This window comes from Candidatus Kosakonia sp. 282A-S69, assembly GCF_029433855.1.
GTDB classification, from domain to species: Bacteria; Pseudomonadota; Gammaproteobacteria; order Enterobacterales; family Enterobacteriaceae; genus Kosakonia; species Kosakonia cowanii_A.
This window is the reverse complement of the sequence record NZ_JAROAU010000005.1, coordinates 246,580-246,847: the sequence shown is the minus strand read 5'-3', so window position 1 is coordinate 246,847 and position 268 is coordinate 246,580. Positions and strand designations below refer to the sequence as shown.

Annotated in this window: 1 protein-coding gene; it reads right to left on the bottom strand. The window is 70.1% G+C overall.

Annotated elements, in window-relative coordinates; all coding sequences use genetic code 11:
• Positions 1-268 (bottom strand): RidA family protein (locus PU683_RS22200; protein WP_277174668.1); only part of this gene is annotated, 268 nt, incomplete at both ends.

Genomic DNA, 268 nt, shown 5'->3' with positions numbered 1-268 from the left:
CAAACTCGGCGTGCCGAGCTTGGCCTCCACGGTGGTCCGCGCCGGGGCGCTGCCCTCCGGCATCCAGGCATCCCAGGCAGCGTTCATCGCGTCGAAGTCGGCCATCTCGCGGAGATGGATCGTCGCCGTCAAGATGTGGGCGCGGGAGGAGCCGGCCTCGCCGAGGAGCCGATCGATCCGTGACAGCACCTCGCGGGTCTGGCCCGCGATGTCGGCGATGTCCGTTCCACCGGAGGTCTGGCCGCAGAGATAGACGAGGCCCTGGGCC